This is a genomic window from Bowdeniella nasicola (genome assembly GCF_900107735.1).
Taxonomy (GTDB): domain Bacteria; phylum Actinomycetota; class Actinomycetes; order Actinomycetales; family Actinomycetaceae; genus Bowdeniella; species Bowdeniella massiliensis.
Genome location: NZ_FNQV01000002.1, coordinates 18,007 through 41,422 on the forward strand (window position 1 = coordinate 18,007; position 23,416 = coordinate 41,422).

22 protein-coding genes are annotated in these 23,416 nt (G+C 65.0%); 14 read left to right on the forward strand and 8 right to left on the reverse strand.

The window, feature by feature from the left end; genetic code table 11:
* Window positions 1–867: a DUF3097 family protein gene (locus BLU67_RS01315; RefSeq protein WP_092561245.1), complete on the reverse strand. Its 867-nt coding sequence runs from the start codon at window positions 865–867 to the stop codon at window positions 1–3.
* 127 nt (window positions 868–994) lie between these two features.
* Here BLU67_RS01315 and hrcA point away from each other — a divergent pair, with 127 nt between their 5' ends.
* The 11 genes from hrcA (at window position 995) to BLU67_RS01370 (ending at window position 12,594) form a co-directional block, all read left to right on the forward strand.
* Window positions 995–2,023 carry a heat-inducible transcriptional repressor HrcA gene (gene hrcA, locus BLU67_RS01320; protein WP_092561247.1) on the forward strand — a complete coding sequence of 343 codons (1,029 nt, stop codon included), beginning with the start codon at window positions 995–997 and terminating at the stop codon, window positions 2,021–2,023.
* Window positions 2,020–3,138: a molecular chaperone DnaJ gene (gene dnaJ, locus BLU67_RS01325; protein ID WP_092561249.1), complete on the forward strand. Its 1,119-nt coding sequence runs from the start codon at window positions 2,020–2,022 to the stop codon at window positions 3,136–3,138. Before hrcA ends, dnaJ begins: the two co-directional genes overlap by 4 nt.
* A complete protein-coding gene (locus BLU67_RS01330; RefSeq protein WP_092561251.1) occupies window positions 3,135–3,893 on the forward strand; it encodes a 16S rRNA (uracil(1498)-N(3))-methyltransferase in 759 nt (252 codons plus the stop codon). The genes dnaJ and BLU67_RS01330 overlap by 4 nt, the downstream gene beginning before the upstream one ends.
* 8 nt (window positions 3,894–3,901) lie before the next feature.
* A complete protein-coding gene (locus BLU67_RS01335; protein ID WP_315971771.1) occupies window positions 3,902–4,903 on the forward strand; it encodes a PhoH family protein in 1,002 nt (333 codons plus the stop codon).
* Entirely contained in the window at window positions 4,900–5,352 is a 453-nt protein-coding gene (gene ybeY, locus BLU67_RS01340; protein WP_092561255.1) for an rRNA maturation RNase YbeY, read from the forward strand. The genes BLU67_RS01335 and ybeY overlap by 4 nt, the downstream gene beginning before the upstream one ends.
* Complete coding sequence (locus BLU67_RS01345) at window positions 5,349–6,632, forward strand: hemolysin family protein (RefSeq protein WP_092561257.1); 1,284 nt, start codon at window positions 5,349–5,351, stop codon at window positions 6,630–6,632. The genes ybeY and BLU67_RS01345 overlap by 4 nt, the downstream gene beginning before the upstream one ends.
* Window positions 6,629–7,597 (forward strand): GTPase Era, encoded by a 969-nt coding sequence (era, locus tag BLU67_RS01350; RefSeq protein ID WP_092561259.1) that lies wholly within the window; start codon window positions 6,629–6,631, stop codon window positions 7,595–7,597. The genes BLU67_RS01345 and era overlap by 4 nt, the downstream gene beginning before the upstream one ends.
* Window positions 7,563–9,119 (forward strand): alpha/beta hydrolase family protein, encoded by a 1,557-nt coding sequence (locus BLU67_RS01355; protein ID WP_092561261.1) that lies wholly within the window; start codon window positions 7,563–7,565, stop codon window positions 9,117–9,119. Before era ends, BLU67_RS01355 begins: the two co-directional genes overlap by 35 nt.
* A 175-nt stretch (window positions 9,120–9,294) precedes the next feature.
* The gene (leuA, locus tag BLU67_RS01360) at window positions 9,295–11,061 is read left to right on the forward strand and encodes a 2-isopropylmalate synthase (RefSeq protein ID WP_410002413.1); all 1,767 of its coding nucleotides are present in this window, start codon (window positions 9,295–9,297) and stop codon (window positions 11,059–11,061) included.
* Between the two features lie 12 nt (window positions 11,062–11,073).
* The gene (recO, locus tag BLU67_RS01365; protein ID WP_092561263.1) at window positions 11,074–11,817 is read left to right on the forward strand and encodes a DNA repair protein RecO; all 744 of its coding nucleotides are present in this window, start codon (window positions 11,074–11,076) and stop codon (window positions 11,815–11,817) included.
* Complete coding sequence (locus BLU67_RS01370) at window positions 11,818–12,594, forward strand: isoprenyl transferase (RefSeq protein ID WP_092561265.1); 777 nt, start codon at window positions 11,818–11,820, stop codon at window positions 12,592–12,594.
* Here the strand turns inward: BLU67_RS01370 and BLU67_RS01375 are convergent.
* The 6 genes from BLU67_RS01375 to BLU67_RS01400 form a co-directional block, all read right to left on the reverse strand.
* On the reverse strand, window positions 12,591–14,198 hold the full coding sequence (locus tag BLU67_RS01375; RefSeq protein ID WP_092561267.1) for an HNH endonuclease: 1,608 nt from the start codon (window positions 14,196–14,198) through the stop codon (window positions 12,591–12,593). The two genes, BLU67_RS01370 and BLU67_RS01375, sit on opposite strands and share 4 nt — an antisense overlap.
* Before the next feature lie 109 nt (window positions 14,199–14,307).
* Entirely contained in the window at window positions 14,308–14,808 is a 501-nt protein-coding gene (locus tag BLU67_RS01380) for an SNARE-associated domain-containing protein (protein ID WP_250506269.1), read from the reverse strand.
* Window positions 14,809–14,822: 14 nt separating this feature from the next.
* Window positions 14,823–15,206, reverse strand: a complete 384-nt coding sequence (locus BLU67_RS01385) for a Fur family transcriptional regulator (RefSeq protein ID WP_092561271.1) — start codon at window positions 15,204–15,206, stop codon at window positions 14,823–14,825.
* Complete coding sequence (locus BLU67_RS01390) at window positions 15,194–16,108, reverse strand: metal ABC transporter permease (protein ID WP_092561273.1); 915 nt, start codon at window positions 16,106–16,108, stop codon at window positions 15,194–15,196. The genes BLU67_RS01385 and BLU67_RS01390 overlap by 13 nt, the downstream gene beginning before the upstream one ends.
* Before the next feature lie 3 nt (window positions 16,109–16,111).
* On the reverse strand, window positions 16,112–16,894 hold the full coding sequence (locus tag BLU67_RS01395; RefSeq protein ID WP_092561275.1) for a metal ABC transporter ATP-binding protein: 783 nt from the start codon (window positions 16,892–16,894) through the stop codon (window positions 16,112–16,114).
* A complete protein-coding gene (locus BLU67_RS01400) occupies window positions 16,894–17,820 on the reverse strand; it encodes a metal ABC transporter substrate-binding protein (RefSeq protein WP_222842318.1) in 927 nt (308 codons plus the stop codon). Before BLU67_RS01400 ends, BLU67_RS01395 begins: the two co-directional genes overlap by 1 nt.
* 156 nt (window positions 17,821–17,976) lie before the next feature.
* Between BLU67_RS01400 and BLU67_RS01405 the strand changes: the two genes are divergently transcribed.
* Genes BLU67_RS01405 through dusB form a run of 3 tightly spaced genes read left to right on the forward strand, consistent with a single transcriptional unit; the run spans window position 17,977 to window position 21,757 of the window.
* Window positions 17,977–19,365 carry a glycine--tRNA ligase gene (locus BLU67_RS01405; RefSeq protein WP_092561279.1) on the forward strand — a complete coding sequence of 463 codons (1,389 nt, stop codon included), beginning with the start codon at window positions 17,977–17,979 and terminating at the stop codon, window positions 19,363–19,365.
* Window positions 19,365–20,552, forward strand: coding sequence for a YibE/F family protein (locus tag BLU67_RS01410; RefSeq protein ID WP_092561281.1), 1,188 nt, complete (start codon window positions 19,365–19,367; stop codon window positions 20,550–20,552). The genes BLU67_RS01405 and BLU67_RS01410 overlap by 1 nt, the downstream gene beginning before the upstream one ends.
* The gene (dusB, locus tag BLU67_RS01415; RefSeq protein WP_092561283.1) at window positions 20,549–21,757 is read left to right on the forward strand and encodes a tRNA dihydrouridine synthase DusB; all 1,209 of its coding nucleotides are present in this window, start codon (window positions 20,549–20,551) and stop codon (window positions 21,755–21,757) included. Before BLU67_RS01410 ends, dusB begins: the two co-directional genes overlap by 4 nt.
* Here the strand turns inward: dusB and BLU67_RS01420 are convergent.
* Window positions 21,754–23,409, reverse strand: a complete 1,656-nt coding sequence (locus BLU67_RS01420) for a glycoside hydrolase family 13 protein (protein WP_092561285.1) — start codon at window positions 23,407–23,409, stop codon at window positions 21,754–21,756. The two genes, dusB and BLU67_RS01420, sit on opposite strands and share 4 nt — an antisense overlap.
* Window positions 23,410–23,416: the final 7 nt, after the last annotated feature.

A 23,416-nucleotide genomic window follows, 5' to 3' on the forward strand; every position in this document is an offset into this window, starting at 1 on the left:
TTAGTCCTGTCCGTAGCGATCTGCGAGGACGAAGTCGATGAGCTCTTCCATCCGGCCGATAAGACTTGGCTCGAGATCGGCATAGGTGCGAACGCGCGCAAGGATGGCCCGCCAGCCGCGCGCGATGTCCGCCTGGTTGGCGTGGGGGAGCCCTAGTGCCTGCAGAGTACCGACCTTGATATCGATATGTCGCGGAATCTCCGGCCACGACGTCAGACCCACGCGTTCGGGTTTGATGGCTTGCCAGACATCCACGTAGGGGTGGCCAAGCACGAGGACATGGTCGCGTCCGGGCAGCTTGGCCAGTGCATCATTCACCAGGCGGGTCTCTTTAGATCCCGCCACGAAGTGGTCGACGAGCACGCCCACCCGCCGGCCGGGGCCAGGTGAGAAGTCTCGGAGCATCGCCGCGAGGTTATCCACACCTTCGAGGAGGTCCACGGCCACCCCGTCATAGGCGAGATCCTCGCCCCATACCTTCTGAATGAGATCGGCGTCGTGGCGTCCCTCCACCCAGATCCGGGAAGGCAGCGCGACTTGAGCGGCACGCGGGCCGGTAGCGCGTGAGCCGGAAGCCGTTCGGGTGGGGGCTGCGGGAGCCGCCGGAGCGCTCGGCGGTGTAACGATGACAGGGCTGCCATCGATGAGGAAGCCGGGACCTAGCGGAAAGGACCGGATCCGGCCGTGCCGATCCTCCAAGTCCACGAGGTGCACCCCGCCGGATTTTTCCACTCTGATCGCCGCGCCCACCCAGCCGGTTTCGGCGTCCTCAAGGACATCGCCCAAGCTCAGTTGGTGCTGCCGCGAGGCAGGGCGCCGACTGGCGTGCGGGTCCGAGTCGAAAATATTGGTCCCATAGCGATCCATCACGCCCCCAAGGCTAGAACAGTTCGCGGGTGACGAACGTGACCACACCCCACGGTAGGCAAACCGGACATCAGCGGTAGACTTGGCACTCGATACTCTCGAGTGACAGCGCGGAAGGAGGACAGCCGTGGCAAGTGATCGCAGACTCCAGGTGCTACAAGCAATCGTGCAAGACTACGTCAGCACGAAGGAGCCGGTGGGCTCTCGGGCTCTCGTGGAGCGTCATCAGCTAGGGGTTTCCCCAGCGACAATTCGAAATGACATGGCAGCGTTGGAAGATGCCGGCCTCATTACCCAACCGCACACCTCTGCCGGCAGAATCCCGACGGACCTCGGCTACCGTGCCTTCGTCGACCAGATCTCCGGTCTCAAACCGCTGTCCGCCGCCGAACGTCGCGCGATTGAAACCCTGCTGCGCGACGCCGTCGACCTCGAAGACATCATTGACCGCTCCGTGCGGCTCCTGGCGACCCTGACCCATCAGGTCGCGGTCGTCCAATACCCCTCGCTGCACCGCACCGCGCTGCGCCACCTCGAACTCGTCCAGTTGTCGCCGCGACTGTTGTTGCTCGTCATCATCACCGACTCCGGCCGTGTCGAACAGCGCACGATTGGCTGCACACTGGAGTTGAGTGACGAAGAACTCCATGCGCTGAAGACCGCCCTCAATGCGGCGGTCGTGGGCAAGCGCCTGCCCGAGCTCGATCAGCCGGTTAGCGAGCTGTCGGCCCTCGTGCCGCAAGAGATTGAGCCCCTGTTGGCAACCATCCACGAAGAGCTCAAGCAGATTCTGCAAAGTGAATCAGTTGACCGTGTCGCGATGGCCGGCACCGCGAACCTGGCCCGCACGCCCTCGGACTTCAGGCGCTCCATCGGGCCGGTGCTTGAGGCACTCGAGGAACAGGTGGTCCTCCTCAAACTGCTGACGGAGATGACCGAAGACGAGGCCGTGACCGTACGCATCGGCTCCGAGACCCACCACGATCAGCTGGCAGAGACCTCGCTCATTTCATCGACCTACTCCGCCCCCGCGGAGACTCTCGCGGCCCTTGGTATCTTGGGCCCAACACGGATGGATTACCCCGCCACGATGACGATCGTGCGCGCCGTAGCCCGCTACATATCCCGCATCCTTTCTGGAGAAGACGACTCGTGAGAAATTACTACGACATCCTCGGCGTTTCGCAGCAGGCGAGCACCGAAGAGATTAAGCGCGCCTACCGCAAGCTTGCGCGTAAGCTCCATCCCGACGTCGCAGGACCCGGCTCGGAGGATGAGTTTAAGGAAGTCCAGCGCGCCTACGATGTGCTCTCCAACGCGGAAAAGCGCCAAATGTATGACCTCGGCGGCGAAAGCGCGTTCAGCGGTGGGATGCCCGGCGGCGGGTTCGGCGGCTTCTCCGACTTTTTCGACACCTTCTTCTCGGCGGCAACCGGCGGCGGCAGCGCCCACGGCCCGGTGCCGCGAGGCCGCCGCGGCCAAGATGCCCTCGTTCGGCTCGACATCACGCTCGCCGATGCCGTGTTCGGCACCTCCAAGGACATCCAGGTCGATACCGCCGTCGTGTGTTCGACCTGCCAGGGCACGTGCTGCGCGCCGGGAACCTCCCCGGTAACCTGCTCAACCTGTGGTGGTCGCGGCAGTGTTCAGCGCGTTGCACGCTCCTTCCTCGGCCAGGTCATGACGACGGCGCCCTGCCCGGAATGCCGCGGCCATGGCACCATCATCGAAACCCCGTGCACCGAGTGTTCCGGCGACGGCCGCGTTCGCACCCGCACGACGATCACCGTCGACATCCCGGCCGGAGTCGATTCCGGCACGCGCATCCGTATGACGGGTCGCGGCGAGGTCGGCCCCGGGGGTGGCCCAGCGGGCGACCTGTACATCGAAACCCATGTCCGCGCCCACCCGGTCTTTGCGCGGCAGGGTGATGACCTGCACTGCACGCTGACCATCCCGATGACGGCCGCTGCGCTCGGAACCGTCATCACGCTTGAGACCCTCGACGGGGAACGCGACATTACGATCGCGCCCGGCACGCCTTCCGGCCACGTGGAGGTCCTGCGCGGCCTCGGTGTCACCCACCTCCGGTCCGCAGGTCGCGGCGACCTGCTGTGCCACCTCGATGTAGCCGTCCCGACGAACCTCACCGATCGCCAACAAGAACTCTTGGCCGAGCTCGCCGAGCTGCGGGGCGAAGAGCGCGTCGAGCCCAAGATTGCTCCCGCCTCCTCGGTCTTTAGCAGGCTCCGGGAAAAGATCGGGTTGTGACCGCACCCGTCTTTCTCGACGCCGACCTCATCGCTGCGAGCGTCGGGTCATCGCTCACACTGCGCGGCGCCGAAGCGCGCCACGCCGTCGCCGTCCGACGCCTACGTCCCGGCGAGATCGTTCACGTCGTCAACGGGCAGGGGCTTCGTGTCTGCGGGACGGTGACAAGCGCCGATAAGTCGGCCTCCGAACTCACGATCGATATCGCCGAGGTGCATGAGGAGCCTGCTCCCGAGCCGCGCCTCATCCTCGTCCAAGCCCTCGCAAAGTCGGGGCGTGACGAGGCCGCCGTCGAAATGGCCTGCGAGGTCGGCGTTGATGCCATCATCCCGTGGCAGGCCAACCGCTCGATTGTCCAGTGGCACGGCAAGAAAGCGATCGAACGGCAACAGCGCTGGCAGGCGATAGCCACCGGTGCCGCCAAGCAATCCCGGCGATCGTGGGTGCCGCGCGTGCACTCCATGGTCACGAGCTCAGCGCTCGCCGATCTCATCGCCGCCGGCGGCACGTGGATCGTCGGCCACGAAAGCGCCACGCAGCCGATCGCGCAGATCGCGCTGCCGCCAACCGGGCAGGTCGCCGTCATCATCGGGCCCGAGGGCGGGATCGACGATGCAGAGCTTGCAGCCTTGAGCGCCGCTGGCGCCGAGGCGGCGCTCATTGGTCCGCACGTGATGCGCTCGTCAACGGCCGGACCCATCGCGATCGCACACCTTGCGAGCCGCGCGGGTCGGTGGGCGCACCGCGTAGGATGAAGGCACACATGAGCGCCAACGACTTTCGAACTGACTCCATCGTCATTCCCCACGATCTGGACCCCGTCGCCCTGTTTGGTATGCGCGACGAAGTCCTTTCGAGCATCGAGAAGGGGTTCCCCCGCCTCACCCTCGGGGTGCGGGACCGCACCCTCACGCTCGCCGGCCCCGGCGGCGAGGTCACGACCGCGCTGCACCTGCTGGAAGAACTCATCCAGGTCGCGCGTACCGGCACCCCGCTGACCGCCGACGCCGTTGACCGCGCCATCACCATGGTGCGCACCCACGCCGCCCGGCCGAGCGAAGTCCTCACCGATGACATCGTCTCCACCCGCGGTAAGACGATCCGTCCCAAGACGCTCGGGCAGAAAACCTACGTCGACGCGATCGACTCCAACACGATCGTCTTCGGCATCGGCCCCGCCGGCACAGGCAAGACCTACCTCGCGATGGCCAAGGCCGTCGTCGCCCTGCAAACGCGCCAGGTCAACCGCATCGTCCTCACGCGGCCCGCGGTCGAGGCCGGCGAATCGCTCGGCTACCTGCCCGGCTCGCTCACGGACAAGATCGATCCGTACCTACGCCCCCTATACGACGCCCTGCATGACATGGTGGACCCCGAATCCATCCCGAGCCTCATGGCCGCCGGCACGATCGAGGTCGCGCCCCTGGCCTACATGCGCGGGCGCACGCTGAACGATGCCTTCATCATTCTCGACGAGGCTCAAAACACCTCGCCCCAGCAGATGAAGATGTTCTTAACGCGCCTGGGCTTTAACTCCACCGTCGTCGTCACCGGCGATACCTCGCAGGTTGACCTGCCACGCGGCACCGCTAGCGGCCTGCGCGTCGTGCAAGAAATCCTGACCGGCATCGACGACGTCGCCTTTTGTTATCTCACGTCCGCCGACGTCGTCCGCCACCGGCTCGTCACCGACATCATCGACGCCTACGAGCGGTGGGACGCGACACGGCCGGCAGCATCAAACCAGGGGAGGAAGCGCTCATGAGCGTTGACGTAGCAAACGAGACGGGCGCGGCAATCGAACTGACGGAATTCGCGGCAGTCACGCGTTTCGTCCTCGACGAGATGCACGTGCATCCGCAGGCGGAGGTCTTCATCCGCTTCGTCGAGGAAGACGAAATGGCCGAGCTGCACGAAAAGTGGCTCGATCTGCCCGGCCCGACGGACGTCATGAGCTTCCCGATGGACGAGCTGCGTCCCGGCAAGGACGCCGAGCACCTGTCCGAGGGTTGCCTCGGCGATATTGTCATCTGCCCTTCGGTTGCGGCGAAACAGGCGCGCGATGCCGGCCATTCCAGCGCCGAGGAAATGCTCCTGCTGACGATCCACGGCCTGCTGCACCTGCTCGGCTTCGATCACGCTGAGCCGGCCGACGAAAAGGTCATGTTCGACCTGCAGCGTAAACTGCTGCTGACCTTCCTCGCGGGCCGATGAACGGCGTTCCCGACCTCGCCCTGATCTTCCTCGCGCTCTTCGCCCTCATCATCGGCGCGGTCCTGACCGCCGGCGAAACCGCGCTCACGCGCGTCACCCGCGCCCACGCAGCCGAACTCGCAAGCGATGGCAAGCCGCGCGCCGCCGCCGTGCAACGCCTGATCGATGAGCGCCACAGCGCGATCCTTGGCACCGGCTTTGTGCGCGTCATGGCGGAGATGACGGCCGCCGTCGCCATCACGCTGGTGCTCGCTACGACGGTGACCACCTGGTGGCTTGCCTTCGGTGCCGCCGTCGGAATCTCCGCGCTGTTGCTTCTCGTCATCACGGGTGCCTCCCCGCGCCGCCTCGGCCGGCGCCACCCGGCGGATACGACGCACGCGCTCGCCCCGATCCTGCTCGCGCTCGCCACCCTCGGCCGCCCGATTTGGGTGCTGAGCTCCCGGTTCGCACCGGGCCGCACGACGCGCGAGCAAACGGCCGATACCGCCGAAGAAATGCGCGACATGGTCGACCTCGTCTCGGAGTCCGAGCACCTGGAAGACGACGAGCGCGAAATGCTCCACTCGGTCTTCGAGCTCGGGCGGACCATTACCCGCGAAGTCATGGTGCCCCGCACGGAAATGGTGACGATCGACGCCGATGCCACGCTCGAGTCGGCCATGCGGCTATTTGTCCGCTCTGGCTACTCCCGCATCCCCGTCATTGGCGACGACATCGAAGACATCCGCGGCATCCTCTACCTCAAGGACGCGCTGCGCCGCCGCGAAAACCCGCGCAACGACGAATCCCAGGGCGCCATCCCCGTCGAACACATCGCACGCAACGCCGAATTCGTACCCGAGACGCTGCTGGTCGATGAGCTGCTCGAACAGATGCAAACCCGCAGCTTCCACATGGCTATCGTCATCGACGAATACGGCCTCATTGCGGGCCTGGTCACCCTGGAGGACCTTCTGGAGGAACTCGTGGGCGACATGACCGACGAGCACGATCACGCCGAACCCGAGGTCGAGGAGCTCGCCGATGGCACCTGGCGCGTGCCGGCCCGGCTGCCCGTGGACGAGCTCGGCGAGATCTTTGATCTACCCGTCGACGATGACGACGTCGATACGGTCGGCGGCCTGCTGACCAAGGCGCTCGGCCGCGTGCCGATCGAGGGCGCAATCGCCCGGGTCCAAGGCCTGGAGCTTGTCGCGGAACGTGCCGGCGGCCGCCGCCGGCAGATCGAGACGGTGCTCGCACGTAGGATGAGTGAAGACGAAGAGAAGGACGAATGAACTTTCCAAGCGACGACGAACTCATGGCGGGCGAAGACGTCACCCCCGCCCACCTCATCGCCGAATACCCCGAGGACTTCCGAGCGGGATTCGCCTGCATGGTGGGCCGGCCCAACGTCGGCAAATCGACCCTGACAAACGCGATGGTCGGGCAGAAAATCGCCATCACCTCGCTGCGCCCGCAAACCACGCGCCACACCATCCGCGGCATCGTCCATCGCGACGACGCCCAGCTCGTGCTCGTCGATACCCCGGGCTTCCACCGCCCGCGCACGCTGCTCGGCAAGCGCCTGAACGACGTCGTCCGCGAAACCCTCACCCAGGTCGACGTGATCGTCGTCTGCCTGCCCGCGACCGATGAGATCGGGCCGGGTGACCGCTTCATCGTCTCCGAGGCGGCCGCCACGAAGACTCCGCTCGTCGCCGCCATCACGAAGACGGACCTCGCCGGCAAGGAACGCACCGCGCGGGCGCTGATCGAAGCCTCCCAGCTTGCCGATTTTGCCGACCTCGTCCCGGTCTCGGCCGTCGCCGGCCATCAGGTCGATACGCTCACCGACGTGCTCGTGTCCTACCTGCCGAAGAGCCCGCCGCTCTATCCCTCGGGCGATATCACCGACGAGCCCGAAAACGTCCTGATCGCCGAGTTCGTGCGCGAAGCGGCCCTTGAGGGCGTGCGCGAGGAACTGCCGCACTCGCTGGCGGTCCTCGTCGAGGAAACGCGGCGCCTACCAGCAAAAAACGGTGGCGATCTGCTGCACGTCTACGTCACCATGTATGTCGAGCGCGAGTCCCAAAAGGCGATCGTCATCGGCCGTGGCGGCTCGCGCCTGCGCGAAGTAGGTTCCCGGGCACGCAGCCAGATCGAGGCCCTGCTGGGGGAGAAGATCTACCTCGACGTGCACGTGAAAGTCGCAAAGGATTGGCAGCGTGACCCAAAGCTCCTCGGACGACTCGGCTTCTAGGCGGCTACCAGCCAACTGGGGGAGCGTCACGCTGTGGCTGGTAGCCGTCTTCGGTTTGACGCTGCTCGGCAACTTCTCCGGCCCGGGCTGGTCGCCGACGCCGCTATCCGCCTCAATCACCGTCCAAACCGCTGACACGACGATCGGTTCGTCCGCGCTCACGCCGCCGCCCGGAACGTACGAGGTCGAACGCGAGATCGTCGACGTGAGACTCGCGCCCGACGTCAGCGTCAAAGCCTCGATCTATCGCCCCAAGGGCGCGCCGGGAACGCGCCCAGGTCTCGTGTTCTTGCACGGTGCCGGCTCCGCCACGCACCTGCATTTCGAGCCGCATGCGCGCGCCCTGGCGTCAGCCGGAATCGTCGCGATGGTGCCGGATAAGCGGATGGACACCTACACCACCGCCGAGCGCGACTATTTCGCCATGGCGACGGACTACCACACCTCCACCGATTACCTGCGGGCCCTGCCCGAGGTCGACGACGCACAGGTGGGCGTCTACGGCGAGTCCGAAGGCGCCTATATCGCCTCCATCATCGCGGGCCGAAACCCGGAAACCGCGTTCCTCATTCTCGTCTCGGCCCCCGTCGTTCCGCCCCGGGAGCAGGCCGTCTACGCCACCGATAACTACCTGCGTAACACCCAGGTTCCGCAAGCGCTCTTAAACGTCATCCCGCGCGGGCTTGGCGCACAGTTTCCCGGCGGCATCCTCAACTACGCCGATTTCGACGTCCGGCCCTATCAGCGCCACATTACCGCCCCTGTCTTCATGGCCTACGGCACGGGCGACACCTCGATGCCGGTCATCCAAGGCGCCGAACAGGTGATCAGCGATATTGCGCGCGCCGGAAACTCGAAATACACGGTGCGCTATTACGACGGCGCGGACCACGGAATCAAAGTCAATACCCAGCTTGTGCCCGAGTTCCTGCGGGATCTAGCGCGCTGGATCGACGGCCTCCCAGAGACCGCCGCGGCGAGTCCTCGCATCGCCGGCGCCCAGCCGGTGCAACGATTCTTGGCCGAACCACCCCCGCAGCCGCGATGGTATGCCAGCGGCGACATGATGCTCTACGGCGTCCTGCTCGGTCCCGCGCTCGCGCTGGCCGGGCCACTGTTCGGCGGGGCTGCCTACCTGCTACCTCGACGCCGCAGCGGGGAGGAGGCAATCTCCCGTGCCGGTACCGCGACGCTGCTGCGCCTCTCGTGCGCCGCAGCGCTTGCCGCCGCGGGCGCGTGGGTGCTGTATGCCGCCTACATCGCCAACGTCGCTAACCTCGCGCTGAACTACCGAACGAACGCCCTCGCCGTGGACGGCGGCTGGGTGATCACCCGGCTCGCGGCGATCTTCGCCGTCCTCGTCCTGGTCCTCGCCGGGCGTGCCCTGGGCCAAACCCACCGGGCGCCTGTCGCCCTGCCGCTATGGCTGTCGATCACCCTGCTGGGCCTGCTCGGTGGCGCCCTAGCGATGCTCATCTCCGGCGCCTACTGGGGAATCTTCGCAGGCCTCATGCCGATTTAAGGTCACCAGGTGGGACGATTGACGCCAACGTGAGCCTGCGGGCTAAGATCCCCGTATGTGGCTAGCGATCCTGCTCCTTCGTAGCCGCGCTGAAAGCCTGTCATAGGGTCGGCCTTCCAGCGCGGCGACAAGTGCTGCTTCCGACCCACCCCACGGCACGGAGAGCTTAGGACAGATGAAAACCGCCGGACGCACCACCTATCAGGCCCCCTCCGCGATGCCCGTCGCGAAGTATCGGCCCTTCCTCGATGTCAATCCCGTCGACCTGCCGGATCGCACGTGGCCCACGCGCCGAATCACTCGCGCCCCACGCTGGCTGTCCACCGACCTGCGCGACGGTAACCAGGCCCTCATCGAACCGATGGACCCCGCCCGCAAACGAGCCATGTTCGACCTCCTAATCGCGATGGGCTACAAGGAGATCGAGATCGGCTTTCCGGCGGCATCCCAAACGGACTTCGATTTCGTTCGCCAGCTGATCGAGGATGAGGCGATCCCGGGTGACGTCGTCGTCTCGGCGCTCACGCAGTCGCGCGAGGACCTCATCCACCGCACCATCGACGCGCTCGTCGGGGCGCCACGCGCGAACGTCCACCTGTACAACGCCACGGCCCCCGTCTTCCGCGACGTCGTCTTCCGCGCCGACCGTGACGCTACCAAGGAACTGGCCGTCTCGGGCACGCGCGAGGTCCTCGCGTACGCGGAGAAGATCTTCGACGACGACACGGTCTTCGGCTACCAGTACTCCCCGGAGATCTTCGTCGATACGGAACTCGATTTCGCGCTCGAGGTGTGCGAAGCCGTCATGGACGTCTGGCAGCCGAGCGCCGAGCGCGAGATCATCCTCAACCTGCCCGCGACGGTCGAGCGCTGCACCCCGAATGTCTACGCCGATCAGATCGAGTACATGAGCCGGAACCTGTCGCGGCGGCAGTACATCGCTCTGTCGGTCCACCCGCACAATGATCGCGGCACGGCAGTCGCGTCGGCCGAACTTGCCGTCATGGCGGGCGCCGATCGAGTCGAGGGCTGCCTGTTCGGGCAGGGGGAGCGGACCGGAAACGTCGATCTGCTCACTCTGGGCATGAACCTCATGACGCAAGGCGTTGACCCGGAGATCGATTTTTCTGACGTCGATCACGTCCGCCGCGTCGTAGAACAGTGCACTCGGATGGACGTCCATCCGCGCCACCCCTACGGCGGCGACCTTGTCTACACCGCATTTTCCGGTTCGCATCAGGACGCGATTGCCAAGGGCATGGTCCGCAGAGAAGCCGATATTGCCGCCGCCGGCGGCGATGAGAACGCCGTGGCCTGGAACGTGCCGTACTTGCCGGTCGATCCGCACGACCTTGGCCGCAACTACGAGGCGATCGTCCGCGTTAACTCGCAGTCCGGCAAGGGCGGGGTCGCATACCTCATGAGCTCGACGCGCCACCTCGAACTGCCGCGCCGCCTGCAGATCGAGCTCAGCCAGATCGTTCAGCGCCACTCCGAAGTCGGTGGCGGCGAGATCACCGCGGAATCGCTGTGGCAGATCTTCGCCGACGAGTACCTGCCCGCCAGCACGGCCGAGGGCCTGAAGCCATGGGGTCGGTTCTCCCTGCGCGGCACGACGGTGACGACCGCGGACGACGGCGAGCACGCCACGCTGACGGTCAACCTCACCGATCACGGCGAGGATCGGGTCCTGGCCGCGACCGGTAACGGTCCGATCGACGCCTTTGTGAAGGCGCTCGGCCAGCTCGAGATCGACATTCACGTGCTGGACTTCGCTGAGCATGCCCTCTCGACGGGCGGCGACGCGACGGCGGCCGCCTACATCGAGGCCGAAGTCAATGGTCAGGTGCTGTGGGGAGTGGGGATCGATCCGTCGATCACGACTGCCTCCTTTAAGGCCATTATCTCGGCTGTCAACCGGGCAGTGCGAGACGCGTCCTGAGACAATGGCGAGGTGAAGACCTATCGTGACGAAGCCATCGTGCTGCGCACCCACAAGCTGGGTGAAGCCGATCGCATCCTCACGCTCCTGACCCGGCATCACGGCCAGAGCCGGGCCGTAGCCAAAGGCGTCCGCCGGACCTCTTCTCGCTTCGGCGGGCGCCTTGAGCCGTTCAACCACATCGATGTGCAGCTCTACCGTGGGCGCAACCTCGATACGGTGACGCAGGTTGAGTCGATCCATCCATATTCTGATGCGCTTGCCCGGGACTTCGACAAGTACACCCGGGCGGCCGTCATGGCTGAAACTGCCCTGAAACTCACCGATGACGACGTGGACGCGGGCCCCCAGCAGTTCCTCCTCCTGCTTGGTGCGCTTCACGCATTAGCGACCGGCAGGATCAGCGGGCAGCTGGTGATGGATTCCTACCTCCTGCGCGCTTTTGCCGTTGCTGGCTGGGCGCCGTCGTTCTTTGATTGCGCGGTCTGTGGCGCCTCGGGACCGCATCGCTCCTTTCACGTCGGCGCCGGTGGCGCTGTGTGCGATACCTGTCGACCGCCCGGTTCTGCCTCTCCGGATCCCAAAGCGATGGAGCTTCTAGGCTCGCTGCTGTCCGGCGATTGGCAGGAAGCAGAAGATAGCTCAGCGCGGGTTCGGGGCGAAGCCTCGGGTCTCGTGGCAGCGTTCGTCCAGTGGAATATGGAGCGACGGCTGCGTTCACTGTCCCTGATTCGCCACTTTCCGGAAGGTTCCTAAATGGCTCCTGTTGCTCCTCCGCCGCACCCCAGTGGCGCTCAGCCACCGAGGGTTCCTACCGAACTCGTCCCGAAGCATGTGGCGATTGTGATGGATGGAAACGGCCGGTGGGCAAATGCCCGAGGCCTGACACGTACCGAAGGGCACAAGGCAGGTGAAGCCGCACTACTCGATGTTGTGGCGGGAGCTATCGAGATCGGCATTACCCACATCTCCGCCTATGCGTTCTCAACTGAGAACTGGAAGCGCTCACCGGCCGAGGTTCGGTTCCTCATGGGTTTTAACCGCGACGTCCTGCGCCGCCGGCGCGATACGATGAATTCCTGGGGGGTCCGGGTTCGTTGGGCGGGGCGGCGGCCTCGGTTATGGAAATCGGTTATCGATGAGCTGATTACGGCCGAGGAACTGACCGAGAACAACGACGTATGTACCCTCACGATGTGCGTGAACTACGGTGGCAAATCAGAGATTACCGATGCCGTCCGAGCCATTGCGGCTGATGTGGCTGCTGGTCGAATCCAGCCAAAGGGAATTTCCGAGAAGACCATCGAAAAGTACCTCTACGTGCCGGAGCTTCCCCCGGTTGACATGTTCATGCGAACCGGGGGAGAGCAGCGGACGTCGAACTTTTTGACCTGGCAATCGCAGTATGCCGAGATGGTCTTTCTGGACGAACCATGGCCGGAGGTGGACCGCCGGTCACTGTGGCGAGCAGTAGAGATCTATGCCCGCCGGGATCGCCGCTACGGTGCAGCAATTGACGCCATTTCCACCTAGAACGGTGGCGGATCTTCGTCATCTGGAGGGCTATATCGTCGGCGGAATGGGCGCCGCGGAGATTCCACAGAACGGGCTGAACCGATCTGCCACACGCGGGTTCCATCGGAATACACCGTGACAAGTCTGGCGAGTTTGCGGGTCTTCAAGCTGTGACAACGGTGGCAGAGCAGCATGAGATTGCGCACCGAGGTGGGTCCGCCGTCTTGCCACTCGATGACGTGGTCCATTTCGAATCGACCCGTCGGACGGCCGCAGCGCGGGCCCTGGCAAAAGCGGTCCCGCCGCTTGACTGCGGTTTCAATTGCGGCCGGCGGGCGGTACCGCTCGCGGCCGATATCAAGTGGTTGACCGGTGAGGGTGTCGGTCACGATACGCTGCCACGTTCCGCCGGCGGAGAGCAGGATTGCCAACGCGGGCGGGATAGCGCCGTAGCCTTCGAGCCACGCGCTTTCGATGCGACCGCAGGGCGAGGCGGACGCCTCAGCGTCCTCGCGCTCGATGGGAGCCGGTGCGGGATACTGCGGGACGCTCGCCCCTGGTCCATACACCACGTCGTTGATCGTCACAGGCCCAAGGATGACGTGCTCAAGATCGTCCAGGACCTTAATCTCGCCTTCGTCCATGCTCACGTCGTCGCCCAGGACGCCATCGGCTGAATTCGGGTGCGGATCCCAATCGGGATTGGCACGTGCGAGCACCTCGAAGGGGATCGTGACAGAGATCTTCATCGGCGGGATGACAAAGGGCTCACCGCAGGTGGTCTCGGTCGCGAATCCTTCCGACATGACCTTGACCATGATCTCTGCGAGGAGATCAGCGCGCAGCTGGGGATACGTCCGGCAGTCTCCGTTGCGGATCGCGCTGTGCGCGAGCTCGTTCAGGACGGAGTCCAATGCGAGTGCCTGTTCGGCAGGCATATTGATCCAGAACTTCGCCATCCCGTTAGCTGTTTTCACCGGCCGGGAGACGCAGCGCTTCTCCGAAGCCCGAACGTGAGCCTTGTCCTCTTCGTCGGGCGCAATCTCGATCAGGAGGTCGGATACTTCCTTCGCAGCGGCGTTGGGAGAAAGCGTCGCCAAGCGGGGCGCGAGGGCGGCGTCGACCGCAAGGCAGACCTGGGCAGCAGAGTTACTGAGTTTCGAGGTGACGGCTCGGATAACTGACAGGGAGACCAAACCCTGATCGAACTGGTCGGAGCATAGCGGCAGAGTCTGCAAGATGGAGCCCACGTCGCGCAACTGGCGGACCTTGTATGTCGACATGCCCGTTTCCGCTGCGATGACCTCGGGCGTGGCATCGACGACGCCAAAGCGATCCTTGTGAACGAAGGTGGGCTTTTCGAAGACTTGAAAGATGTGCCGCACGATCTGGGCATCGGCCCGATTCGAAACCTTGATGCACTCGTTGAGACACTGCAGGTTCGTGGGAGTGCTCGTGTGGACATAGGGAAAACTCGTCGCCAATTCGATGGCGGGGGACAGGGCAGAAAACGCTACTCGGTAAGCGCTCGCACAAGCGGCTCCGAGTTGCTCATCGAGCACCGCGACCGCTTGCGGGGCGGAATGTCCCGACTGCGGCTCTGATTCGGTGTTGTCTGCCATAACGTCATCACATCATCGACCACTGACACGCTTGTTCGAATGCGGCGGATTCTCGGGTGCCGTTCGCTCTCAGCGAACTAAAGTCGCGTGATTGCGGGCAAAAGCAGCGCTACAGCTCGACTGAGTTCTTACGGGAGCGCAGGAGCCGGGAGACGATCATGGCCAGGGCAAAGATTACGAGCAGCGCCGCTAGCGTCCACCACGATCCGGCCACGGCATTGATGGCGGCGACCCACACCGCGAGGAGGCCGAGGCCGTAGAGCAGTGCCCACATGAGGCAGCCGGGCAGCATAGCGAGCGTGTAACGGCGCCATCGCATGCGCACGAGTCCGGCCGCAGCGTTGACGGCGGTTTGGAAGCCCACGGTGAGAAACGAGACGGGGATAATGACTAGTCCCCAGCGCTCCAGTGCGCGCTTGCCACGTTCTGGTCCGGGCCCCGTAAACCATGCGGCGATCTTGGCGATGAGAGGACGTTCGCTGTGGGAGCGCATGGCGCCTGCGGCAACCGCGCGCGCCAACCAATAGGTGCCTTGGGCGCGACAAAAGACGACGACGAAGAGGAATGCGACGACGAGCCAGATTGGCCCATCCTTTATCAGCTCAGGCACGGAGACGATCGACCTTATTCAGCTGCGCAGTTCGCGCACAGGCCAAACAGCTCAAGGGTGTGATCGACCTCGACGAAACCATGCTCCCGAGCGATCTTCTTCGCCCAGTCCTCAACCTCCAGCCCGGCAAGCTCCTCCGTCGTGCCGCAATTGCGGCAGACGAGATGGTGGTGGTGCCCGGTCCGCTTACACATGCGGTAAACGTTCTCGTCTTCGATCCGCAGCACGTCGACGATGCCCGAATCCGCGAGTGACTGCAGGGTGCGATAGACCGTTGCGAGGCCGACCGCGTCGCCGCGCTCTTTGAGGTCGTCATGCAACTGTTGTGCTGAGCGGAAGTCGTCGAGGCTCTCCATGAGCGACGTCACGGCAATCCGCTGCCGGGTCATGCGTTGCATGTCTCCTGTCCTCCGAATTCCGAGTCCGCGTCATCTTCGTGCTTGTGGTGCGGTTCCACCCGATGAAACAGGGGCCGCACCATCGAGACTACCCCGTAAATCGCGATCGCGAGTACGACGATTGTGGAACCTGCGCTGTAGGGCTTGACGTAGGTGATCGTCAAGCCAGCAACGGCGACGGCGGCACCGATAGCCATCGCGACATGCATGGTGCCCGCGAACGAACGGCACACCAGCTGGGCGATGGCGACCGGAACAATCATGATGGCTGAGACCAATAAAACGCCGACGACCCGCATCGCCACGGAGACGGTCAGGGCCGCGACGATGGCAATCAGGATATTAAGGAAGCGCACGGGCAGGCCGGTCGCGCGCGCGAAGTCCTCGTCGTAGGACAGCGAAAAGAGTGCCGGGCGAAGGCCCAGTCCCACGGCGATGATGAGAGCGGCGAGGATGACGGTCCAGGTGAGGTCGGCGCTCGTGACCGTCGCGATGGAGCCAAAGAGGTAGGCCGTGAGGTTCGCGGAGGTGCCGCCCGCCATGGAGATGAGCAGGACGCCGCCGGCGATACCGCCATAAAACAGGAGTGCGAGGGCGACGTCGCCGGAGGTGCGGCCGCGCGATCGGACGACCTCGATCATGACCGAGCCGACGATGGAGGCGGCGACCGCGCCGGGGATCGCCCACTGGTCCTGATTGGCGGCGCCAGCCCAGGCGGCAGCGAGCCAGCCGAGGGCGACGCCGGTCAGCGCGACGTGCCCGATGCCGTCGCCTAGCAGCGCGAGGCGACGTTGCACGAGGTAGGTGCCGATGATGGGGGCGGAAATCCCGACGAGGAGCGCGGCAAGGAGGCCACGCACCATGAGGGGCGAGGAGAGCATGTCAGACAGGATGGCGATCATGGTCTAGCCCCAGGAAAGATCGGGAGCGAGCGCCGGGGGAGCGTCATCGCCGTGCGGGTGGTGCTGGTGGACGTGGTCGGGATGGGCGTGATGGCCATGCGGCTCGGGCGGAGCGCCGTCATGCGCGATGGATCCCTGGGCGAGCACGATCGAGCGGTCAAGGAAGCCCTCAAAGGGCCCGAGCTCATGCAGAACGACGATGATCGTCGTGCCCTCATCGTGGAGCTCGTGTAGCGCGTTGAGCAGCAGCTCTTGAGAGTGGCGGTCGATTCCGGCCAGGGGCTCGTCGAGCACGATCAACTCGGGGCGGCGAACGAGGGCGCGGGCAATGAGGGTGCGCTGGATCTGGCCGCCGGAAAACACGCGGATCGGATCGTTAGCGCGTTCGGCGAGATTGACCTTTTCCAGGGCCTCCATAGCGGTGGCTTTCGCGCCGCGGCGCGGGCGCAATCGCCAGTTGCCGATCAGTCCCGACATGACGACTTCCAGCGCCGTCGTTGGGGTTTCACCAATGGCGGCAGCGCGCTGCGGGACGTAGCCGATACGGTCGAAGGGAATCTTGGCGGGCTGCGAAATGGGCTCGCCAAAGAGGTAGATCTCGCCGCGTGTCACGGGCGCGAGGCCGAGGGCGGCTTTCATGAGGGTCGACTTTCCGGACCCGTTAGCGCCAAGGACCGCCACGACCTCCCCACGCGTCACCGTGGCGGTGACGTCGTGCAGGATCGTGGCGGGACCGTAGGCGACGCTCAGGTCGTCGAAAAAAAGTACTGGGGCAGGATCACGCATTAGTTACACTCTAGGGCAGAGCGCAGCGCCTCCAGATTTTCCTTCATGACGGCGACGTAGTCCTTGGAGTCATCGGCTTGGTTCTCAAGGGGGTCAAGGACGGCGGTTTTCGCGCCGGTTTCCTTCGCGAACGTCTCGGCTGCCTTCGGATTGATGAGGCTCTCGGTAAAGACCGTGGTGACGTGCTTCTCAGCCATGAGCTTCTTGATGGCCGCGAGGGTTGCGGGGGACGGCTCCGATTCCGGGTCGATCCCGGAGAGGCCGACCTGCTGAATGTGCGCGTCCGAAACGAGGTAGCCATAGGCCTCGTGCGCGACGACGATCGTGTCCTTCTCGCACGTCTTTAGGCCCTGGGAGATGGAGTCTTTCAGCTCGCGCAGGCTCTCGGCGACGGTTTTCGCGTTTGCTTCGTAGTCGGCGGCGTTGTCCGGGTCAATCGCGCTCAACGTCGCGGCAATTTTCGGTGCGACGTCGGCCATGCGAGCAGGGTCGAGCCAGAAGTGCGGGTCGAGGTTGCCATGGGCGTGGTCGTGGTCGTCACCGTGGTCATGGTCACCGTGGTCGTGGTCGGCCGCGACAAGGTTGGCATCCTTGGCGGCGTCATAGGCGTAGTCCGGCTTGACCTCGGTAATCGCCTTGTCGACCGAGGGCTGGAAACCGGAAAGGTAAATGACAGCGTCGGCCTTGCCGATGGTAGAGACCTGCGCGGGAGCGAGTTCGAGGTCGTGGGGCTCTGCCCCCTTCGGGGTCAGCGAGGAGACGTCAATGTGATCCTTGCCGATCTGCTCCGTCAGGTACTGCAGCGGGTAGAAGGATGCGAGGACCTGCGGCTTGCCATCGGCTTTCGGGGTATCGCTCGAGCCACCGGACGAGCAGGCCGCCAGCGCTAGGGCAGCAAGGGAGAACATGGCAACTAACTTTCGCATGATAATGATTCTCATCGTGGATGGGGTGAGAGTCAAGTCCGGCTCCCATGTCCTTGCTCACCTGCGCGGGGTGGTTGCCGGTTTCGGGGAGAATGTCGGTACCCTAAAGCTGAAGTGCACCAGCCAGGTGTGCAGCCCCTAACTCAGGAGAACAACGTGGCTAAGGCTCCATCCCGTCTCGATTCCGTCATCAACCTCGCCAAGCGACGCGGTTTTGTCTACCCGTGCGGTGAGATCTATGGCGGTACCCGCTCTGCGTGGGATTACGGACCGCTCGGCGTCGAGCTGAAGGAAAATCTCAAGCGCCAATGGTGGAACGCCATCGTTCGCTCCCGCGAAGACGTCGTCGGGATTGATTCCTCGATCATTTTGCCGACGGCGGTGTGGCAGGCCTCCGGGCACGTCGAGGCCTTCACCGATCCGCTCGTAGAATCGCTCTACACCCACAAGCGCTACCGCGCAGACCACCTGCTCGAAGAGTACGAAGAGAAGCACGGCCACGCCCCGGAAAATGGGCTCGCCGACATTAACGACCCGGTGACGGGCCAGCCCGGCAAGTGGACCGAGCCGCGCGCGTTCTCGGGCCTCATGAAGACCTACCTGGGCGCCGTCGACGATGAGACCGGACTGCACTATCTGCGTCCCGAAACCGCCCAGGGGATCTTCATCAACTTCGCCAACGTTGCCGCGTCGGCGCGGATGAAGGTGCCGTTCGGTATCGCCAACATCGGTAAGTCGTTCAGGAACGAGATCACCCCCGGTAACTTCATCTTCCGCACGCGTGAGTTCGAGCAGATGGAGATGGAATTCTTCGTCAAGCCCGGCACCGACGAAGAGTGGCACGAATACTGGATTGAGCAGCGCATCAACTGGTACACCGACCTCGGCATCAAGCGCGAGAATCTGCGGCTATATGAGCACCCCAAGGAGAAGCTCTCCCACTACTCCAAGCGCACCGTCGATATCGAATACACCTTCGGTTTTGCCGGGAGCAAATGGGGCGAGCTGGAGGGCATCGCCAACCGGACCGACTACGACCTGAAGACGCATCAGGAGGCATCGGGCCAGAACCTCAGCTACTTCGAGCAGGCCACCGGCGAGCGCTTCATTCCCTACGTCATCGAGCCCGCGGCGGGCCTGACCCGCTCGCTCATGGCCTTCCTCGTGGAGGCCTACGAGGAGGACGAGGCTCCCAACACCAAGGGCGGCGTCGACAAGCGCACCGTGCTGCGCCTGGATCATCGCCTGGCGCCGGTCAAGGTGGCCGTGCTGCCGCTGTCTCGCAAGCCGGAGCTCGCGCCGCTGTCGAAGCAGATCGCAGCGGATCTTCGCAGCGCGTGGAACATCGAGTTCGACGATGCGGGGGCCGTGGGCCGACGCTACCGCCGCCAGGACGAGATCGGTACGCCATATTGCGTGACGATCGACTTCGACTCGCTCGAGGATAATGCCGTGACCGTACGCGATCGCGACTCGATGGCACAGGAGCGCGTCGGCGTCGATCACCTGAAGGGTTACCTCGCGGCCAAGCTCGTCGGCTGCTAATGCATCAACACCATGCAGGCGGGGGCGAGCTGCCCGCAACGGCACGCCGACGCGCGCAGCTCGTCCTCGCCGCGATCGTGCTTCCGCTCCTCATCGCGACCCTCGTCGCGACGTGGATGCTGTGGCCGACCGATCGCTCGGCGATTGGCTCGCGCCCACTCATCGATGCGAACGCGGAGCCGATCTCTGCCGTCGTGACCGATATTTCGGGCGCTCGTGACGAGGCGATTCCCGCCGCCGGAATTCGCCTCACGAGCGGCGATAACGAGGGCGCCACCACGGCAATGCAGGTCCCGCCCGAAATCCTCGAACACGGGCTGGGCGAGGGGGACAAGGTCTCCGTCGTCTTCCTCGCGGACGCGATGGAATCGGGCTCGCCGTACGTCTTTTTGGATTATCAACGCCAGCTGCCGATGGGGCTGCTGTTTGCGGGCTACCTCCTCGTCGTCGCGCTCGTCGCGCGCATCAAGGGGCTCGCCGCCGTCGTGGGATTGCTGGCCTCCCTCGGCGTCATCGTCTTCTTCGCGATTCCCGCCATCATGGCGGGTGCGAACCCCGTCGCTGTCGCGCTGACGGCGGGCTCGCTCATGATGTTTTGCGCGGTCTACCTCGCGCACGGCGTCTCGATTCGCACGACAACGGCGCTCCTTGGCACCTTCGGCGGGCTGGCCATCACGCTGGCCGTCGGGCTGTGGGCGCTGCGCGCCGCGCACGTGACGGGTGCGCAGGGCGACACCGGCCAGCTCATCTCGACGATGTTTCCCGACCTGCGGCTGGGCGATCTCATCCTGTGTGGGCTCGTCATCGCGTGCCTGGGTGCGCTCAACGACGTGACGATCACGCAGGCATCGGCGGTGTGGGAGCTGCACGCCGCGAATCCGAAACTCACCAAGCGCGAACTGTGGCGCGGCGGAATGCGGATCGGGGAGGACCACATCGCCTCGACGGTCTACACGCTGGCATTCGCCTACGTCGGAACCGCGCTGCCGCTTCTCATCCTGGCCGCGCTCATCGACCGGACCTTTCTCGCGACGCTCGGGGCGGGTGAGATCGCCGAGGAGATCGTGCGGACGCTCGTGTCCTCGATCGGTCTGATCCTTGCGATCCCGATGACGACCGCGATCGCCGTCGCCCTCGTCCATCGGGCGCCGACGCGCGGCAAGGTGCAGCAGGAGGCCGCCCAATGAGCTACCCCGCGCTGAAGCTCGGGCCGGTCACGGCGCTCACCCCGGTGGTGCTGGCGCCGATGGCGGGCGTGACGACCCCGCCATTTCGTCGGCTATGCCGCGAAGCGGGGCTTGCCGGTTACCCCGGTGAGCTCCCGAGCGGGGACCTCATCGCGCCAGCCGGCCTGTACGTCACCGAGATGGTGACCTCTCGCGCGCTGGTTGAGCGCCACCCGGCGACGATGCTGATGGTCGAGCCGGATCCGCTCGAGGCGGTGCGCAGCGTACAACTCTACGGCGTCGATCCCGCGACGATCGCCGAAGCCATTCGCATCCTCATCGCCGAGGACCTTGCCGACCACATCGACCTCAACTTTGGCTGCCCAGTACCCAAGGTGACGCGCCGCGGGGGCGGGGCGGCGCTGCCGTGGAAGATCGGCCTGTTCGAAGAGATCGTGCGCCGGGCCGTCGCGATGAGCGAACGCGAATCCCGCCCCGGCCGCAGCGTGCCGATCACCGTCAAGATGCGCATGGGCATCGACGACAATCACCTCACGTTCCTACAGGCCGCCAACGCCGCGCGCGACGCCGGGATCGCTGCGGTCGGACTGCATGCCCGCACCGCAGCCCAGCACTATTCGGGCACGGCGCGCTGGCCCGAGATCGCGCGCCTCAAGGACACAATGGGGGACTACCCGGTGCTTGGTAACGGCGACATCTGGTCCGCCGATGACGCGCTCGCCATGATGGAGACGACGGGGTGTGACGGCGTGGTCATCGGTCGCGGCTGCCAGGGGCGACCCTGGCTCTTTACCGACATCGTCGCCGCATTCAACGGCTCCGAGCTGCGGGTGCGCCCCGGAATGAAGGCCGTCACCGACGTCGTGTACCGCCACGCCGAGCTCATGACCGAGCATTTCGGCGACGAGTTTAAGGCCGCCCGCGAGATGCGTAAGCACATGGGCTGGTACTTCAAGGGCTATCCCGTCGGCGGCACGCTGCGCCATGAGCTCGCGATGATCGACTCGCTCGCGGATTTGCGCGCGAAGCTTGACCAGCTCGATGCGAGCGAGCCATACCCCGGGGCGGCCGTCGAGGGCCCGCGGGGGCGGGCCGGGCATCAGCGCCGGCCCCACCTACCCGACGGGTGGCTCGACAGCCAGGAGTTATCCGAGGCGCACCAAAGGGCGCTACACGAGGCCGAACTCGGGATCTCGGGCGGCTAGGCGCGCGAAGCCCATACCGTCACATCGGCCGGGACCTCGCCGGATTCGGTGAGATCGTCCGTCGCGAGCTCGATCTGCCAGCCCGCTGGCAGCGGCGCCGCCTTGCCGATCGCCGTAAAGACGAGGTACTCGGCCCCCGTCTGAGTGCGGGCAACGCCGGCGACGACGTGCTCGGGAACGTCGGGGAGGAAGACGAAATCCGCTTCGCCGAGCTGCCAGGCCTTTCGCAGGTGGAGCAGCGCCCGATACAGATACAGCGTCGAGGTCGGATCCGACAGCTGCGTATCGACGGCGTAGATGTCCCAGTCCTCCGGCTGCGGCAGCCATGTCTCGCCGCTGGGCGAGAAGCCGTAGCCGGGCTCGTGTGCGCGCCACGGTAGCGGTACGCGGCAGCCGTCGCGGCCCGCCTCTAAGCCGTTGGTGCGGAAGAATGCGGGGTCTTCGCGCACCTTATCGGGCAGCGACGTGTGCTCGGGCAGGCCGAGCTCTTCGCCCTGGTATAGGTAGGCCGAGCCTGGAAGGGCGAGCATGAGCGCCGTGGCCGCGCGGGCGCGACGCAGGCCGAGTTCGCGATCGGGCTGCGGGTCGGTGGCGAAGATTCCGTTGGGGCCCTTGCCGGTTTCACGCAGCCCGAGTCGGGAGGCGTGGCGCACGACGTCGTGGTTGGACAGCACCCAGGTCGTTGGGGCGCCAACGGCGGCGAAGGTCGCCATGACCTGCTCGGCGACGGCGCGCAGTTCGCGGGCGTCCCACGGGGCCACGAGGTAGTCGAAGTTGAACGCCTGGTGCATCTCGCCGTCGCGCACGTAGCGGGCGAGGCGTTCGGGCGGATCGACCCACGCCTCGGCAACGAGCATCCGATCCCCGTCGTATTCGGCCAGGACCTTATTCCACCGCCGATAAATCTCGTGGACGCCATCTTGATCGAACATGGGCGGACGCTCGCCGTCATCGCCCTGCACCATCTGGACGTGGCCGGCGTAATCCGGCAGCGCGGGATCCTTCACGAGCCCGTGCGCCACGTCGATCCGGAAACCGTCGACGCCTCGCTCGAGCCAAAATCGCAGGATCCTATCGAAGAGGTCCGCGACCTCGGGGTTGTCCCAGTTAAGGTCCGGCTGCGAGGAATCAAACAGGTGGAGGTAGTACTGCTCATCGTCGGCGTAGGAGCTGCCGGGCGCATCTGCGCGATCCTTGACTCGCGTCCAGGCTGAACCGCCGAAGATCGAGAGCCAGTTGTTGGGCTCGTCGCGAAAGTAGTAGCGCTCACGCTCGGGGGAGCCGGGGCCGGCGGCAAGCGCCGCCTGGAACCATTCGTGGTCCTCCGAGGTGTGGTTCGGCACGAGGTCGATGATGACTTTCAAGCCGCGCTCGTGTGCGGCCTGGATCATCTCGTCGGCATCGGCCAAGGTGCCAAAGCGCGGATCGACGTCGAAATAGTCGGCGACATCGTAGCCCGCGTCGTGCTGCGGACTGCGATAAAAAGGTGAGAGCCAGATGGCATCAATCCCTAGGTCGCGCAGGTAATCCAGGTTCTTCGTCACGCCGGCCAAGGTCCCGATCGGGCCCTTCGACGAGGCAAAGGAGCGCGGATAGATCTGATAAATGACAGCCGAATGCCACCAGGGGTAGGTAGCTGCAGGCTCAGACATGTGTCTC